Below are 4,151 nucleotides of genomic sequence, written 5' to 3' on the forward strand. Positions count from 1 at the left end.
GGTGAAGACGGCGCGCGAGGGAATGACGTTGATGGCATTCGGCTCGAAGCGGATCGTGCCGACAGTGGCGACGGTCGGCGCGTTCGAGGCTTTGGTCCGGTCGAGCAGGAAGGTGATGACCCGGGCGGCGGCGTGGCCGGCATCGCTGCGCATCGACATCGGCGTGGTGCCGGCATGGTTGGCGACGCCGTCGATGGTGACGCGTTGCCAGGAGATGCCTTGCAGATTCTCCACCGCGCCGATGGGCAAGCCCTCTCCCTCCAGCACCGGCCCCTGTTCGATATGCAGTTCGAGATAGGCGTGCGGCCTGAGAAAGCCGGGTTCCCGGTCGCCGGCATAGCCGATGCGGGCGAGTTCCTGCCGCAGCACGCTGCCGTCGGTGCCGACAGCCGCCAGCACCGTTTCGGCGCTGACCCCGCCGGCATGGGCCAGCGAGCCCATCATGTCTGGGGTGTAGCGCACGCCCTCTTCATTGGTGAAAGCGGCGACCGCGACGGGGCGCGACGGCAAGAAGCCTGATGCCTTGAGCGTTTCGATCACTTCCAGCCCGGCAAGCACGCCGTAGCAACCGTCATAGATGCCGGCATCGATGACGGTGTCGATGTGCGAACCGATAAGCAGCGGCGCCTGCCCGGCATTTTCCGGGCTTTGCCAGATGCCGAAGATGTTGCCGACCCGGTCGATGGCGACATCGATCCCGGCCTGCCGCAGCCAGCCGACGAAGAGGTCGCGGCCCTGCCTGTCGGTGTCGGAGGCGGCCAGCCGGATAAGCCTGCCCTCGCCATCCCGGCCAACAGCACCGAGTTCGCGGATACGGCCAAGCAGGCGCTGTGCATCGATCTCGATCATGCCGTTGCCTCTGCAGTCAACTTGCCGGCCAGCACATCGGCCGGGCTCATGCCAACCAGTTCGGCATAACGATGCGGGTCGGTGGCGCCTTCCGTGTTGATCGCCAGCACACGGGATTTGCCGTCGAGTTGAAGCTCGGCTCGGTTGTCGGCCACCGCCCGGATCAACCCGGCAAGGCCGACGCCGCCGCTTTCGCCGGCAACGATTACCGGATCGCCGGCGCTCGGCCGCGCCAGGCGCCGCATCACCGCGACGGCGTCGGCCTCATCCACCGTCATGAAGGCATCGGCGGCACGTGCCAGCACCCGCCAGGCGACCGGCGAGGCCCCGTAGCATTCGAGCATGGCCATCACCGTCGGCTGGCCGTGCGCGACCTTGACCGGGCGCCCGACCTGGGCGGCTGCAAAAACACAAGCGGCACGCGCCGGCTCGACCACGATGAAGGTCGGCCTGGCATCATCGAACACGATGGCCAGATGGCCGGCCAGCGCCGCGGCAATGCCACCGACACCGGCCTGCACGAAGACGTGGGTTGGCGTCCGAGGGAGCTGGCGCAAGGCTTCGCGCACGATCGCCGTATAGCCTTGCATGACCAGGCCGGGAATGCGCTCGTAGCCCGGCCATGAGGTGTCGGACACCACGGTCCAGCCCTTGTCGGCGGAAACCTGGGCGGCTTGCCTGACCGAATCATCATAATTGCCGTCGACGCGGATCATCTCGGCGCCATAGCGGGCGATCGCCGCGATGCGCTCCTCGCTGACGCCGGCGTGGACGAAGATCGCCGCTCGCGCGCCGACGAGTTGAGCGCCTTGCGCGACGGAGCGGCCATGATTGCCGTCGGTCGCACAGGCAAATGTCATCGCCGCGGCGACGGCCCGCACGTCAGGCCGATCGAGATCGGCCACATCGATGGGTCGGCCAAGCCGGCTGCCTGCCTCCTCCAGCACCAGGCGGAAGACGGCATAGGCACCGCCAAGCGCCTTGAAGCTACCGAGGCCGAGGCGAAAGCCCTCATCCTTGATGTGGATGGCGCCAAGTCCGAGTTCGGTGGCGAGCGCCGGCAGCGCATGCAGCGGCGTTATCAGGTGATTGTCGCGATGGGCAAGAAAACGCTCGACTGTGTCAGCGCCGGCCACGCCAAGGGTATCGGCATCGGCCGGATCGAGCGGCAGGCGATGCAGAGTATTGCGGTTGAGCAGGAACACTGGCGGCCTCCTTAGAGCCGGATGATTTCGGGTCGAATCGACCCGAAATCTGAATCCGTCTCTAAATCAAAGAGATAGAGAGCATGATGTCTGGACAAACGGTACCCGTTTGTCCGAGAAAACCGCTTCGCACTTTTCGGCATCATGCTCTGACGTTCAGCGAGAATATATTGCAGGATCGACGCAAAGGGCGCTGTAATATGGCCTCCCAAATGCAAGTTTGTTTCGCTAGGGATATCTCCATTGCCTGCATTGCCACCCTCGCTCGACAGTTTCGATCTCGCCATCCTTGCCATCCTGCAGCGCGACAACACGACGCCGCAGCGGCTGATCGGCGAGGCGGTGAACCTGTCGGCGCCGGCGGTGCAGCGCCGCATCAAGCGGATGGAGCAGACCGGCGTCATTGCCGGCAATGTCGCCGTCATCGAGCCCGCGGCTGTCGGCCAGCCCATCACCATCTTCGTCGAGGTGGAACTCGAGAGCGAACGCGCCGAACTGATCGACGCAGCCAAGCGGCAATTCTCGGGAACCCCTGAAGTCCAGCAATGCTACTATGTCACCGGCGAGGCCGATTTCATCCTGATCATCACCGTGGCCGACATGGGCGCCTATGAGGCGCTGACGCGAAAACTGTTCTTCGATAGCAACAATGTCCGAAAGTTCCGCACTTTTGTTGCCATGGACCGGGTCAAGGTCGGACTGACGGTGCCCTTGCCCGGCTGAGCGTTGCTGGCATGGCAGGCGCCGGCGGCCATGCTTTTGCCATTCTCCGGAAGCGAATTTGTCGGCGGAGGCGCGCTTGGACGAAACTACACCAGTTGCGATCATCGGTGCCGGGCCGGCAGGCCTGGCCATTGCCGCGTGCCTGCGGCAGGCCGGGGTCGACTTCGTCCTCCTCGAAAAAGAGCAGCAATCCGCCCCTGCATGGCGACGCCACTATGAGCGCGTCCACCTGCACACGACCAAACGCTATTCCTCGCTGCCCTTCGTGCCCTTTCCCAGGGATTATCCGCGCTATGTGCCGCGCGATCTTTTCGTCGACTATCTCGATGCCTATGCGCAACGCTTCGACCTGCGGCCCCGATTTGGAGAAGTGGTGCGGGCGATCACCCGGCGAGGCAGAAGCTGGCTCGTGGACACGACAACAGGTCCCCTGCCCGCTTCACAGGTGGTGATCGCGTCGGGCAACAATGCCGAGCCGCTGATGCCCGGATTTGCCGGCGCCGATGCCTTCAAGGGCAAACGACTGCATAGCGCCGACTATCGCAACGCCATGCCTTTTGCCGGCCAGTCGGTGCTGATCATCGGCATGGGCAACACCGGCGCCGAGATTGCCCTCGATCTGGTGGAAGGCGGTGCGCGGCCGACGATTTCGGTGCGCGGCGGCGTTCATATCGTACCGCGCGAACTGCTTGGCGTGCCCATCCAGATGATCGGCATGGCGGCGCGCCTGATGCCGGAACGCATCAACGATGCCTTGTTTCCTATCATCCTCGATCTGGCGCTGGGCAGGCTGGGGAAATATGGGCTCAGGCGGCCGCAGCAAGGAATGCTGCAGCAAATCGCGCTCTCGTCGCGCATTCCGACGATCGATGTCGGCACGGTCGGCAAGATCCGCGAAGGTGCGATCAAGATCGCACCCGATATTGCCGAGATCACCGAACAAGGCGTCCGTTTCACCGATGGCAAGCATGGCGAGTTCGATGCGATCATCTTCGCCACCGGCTTCCGGCCCGGCTATGCCAGATTGCTGGAGCCCGGCGTCCAGCCAGGCCGCAGCGGCGTCAATGCGAGCGCTTCGGATCTCGGTCTTTATCTCATCGGCTTTCACAATCCGGTCACCGGATTGCTGCGCGAAATCTCGATCGAGGCAGAGCAGATCGCTGACAACATCCGCCTCCGGCGAAACCGAAAGAAGGCAGCAGAAATCCTGCCGGTATGATTTGGCGCAAGAGGAACTGAGTTCTCGCCAACCTCACCCTGCCGCGCGCAGCCAGACCTTGTTGTCGTGGAAGGCAGCACCCCCGTAGGGCGCCGGCGCGTCGGCTCCGGTCAGCACGTTGATGCCTTCGCCGCGCTCATGCGCGCTGTTTGGCC

General features: G+C 64.2%; 4 protein-coding genes. 2 read left to right on the plus strand and 2 right to left on the minus strand.

Annotated elements, in window-relative coordinates; all coding sequences use genetic code 11:
* Both EN935_RS25030 and EN935_RS25035 read right to left on the minus strand, forming a co-directional pair.
* Nucleotides 1-849: hydantoinase/carbamoylase family amidase (locus tag EN935_RS25030; RefSeq protein WP_127373712.1), on the minus strand; the 849-nt coding region annotated here is incomplete at its 3' end.
* On the minus strand, nucleotides 846-2,054 hold the full coding sequence (locus tag EN935_RS25035) for a diaminopropionate ammonia-lyase (RefSeq protein ID WP_109662925.1): 1,209 nt from the start codon (nucleotides 2,052-2,054) through the stop codon (nucleotides 846-848). The genes EN935_RS25030 and EN935_RS25035, both read right to left, overlap by 4 nt.
* Before the next feature lie 243 nt (nucleotides 2,055-2,297).
* On the opposite strand from EN935_RS25035, the gene EN935_RS25045 reads away from it, so the two are divergent.
* Complete coding sequence (locus EN935_RS25045; protein ID WP_109662920.1) at nucleotides 2,298-2,777, plus strand: Lrp/AsnC family transcriptional regulator; 480 nt, start codon at nucleotides 2,298-2,300, stop codon at nucleotides 2,775-2,777.
* Between the two features lie 76 nt (nucleotides 2,778-2,853).
* Entirely contained in the window at nucleotides 2,854-3,996 is a 1,143-nt protein-coding gene (locus tag EN935_RS25050) for an NAD(P)/FAD-dependent oxidoreductase (RefSeq protein WP_109663373.1), read from the plus strand.
* Nucleotides 3,997-4,151 lie beyond the last annotated feature (155 nt).

The organism is Mesorhizobium sp. M7D.F.Ca.US.004.03.1.1 (assembly GCF_003998635.1).
In the GTDB taxonomy this organism is placed as follows: Bacteria; Pseudomonadota; Alphaproteobacteria; order Rhizobiales; family Rhizobiaceae; genus Mesorhizobium; species Mesorhizobium loti.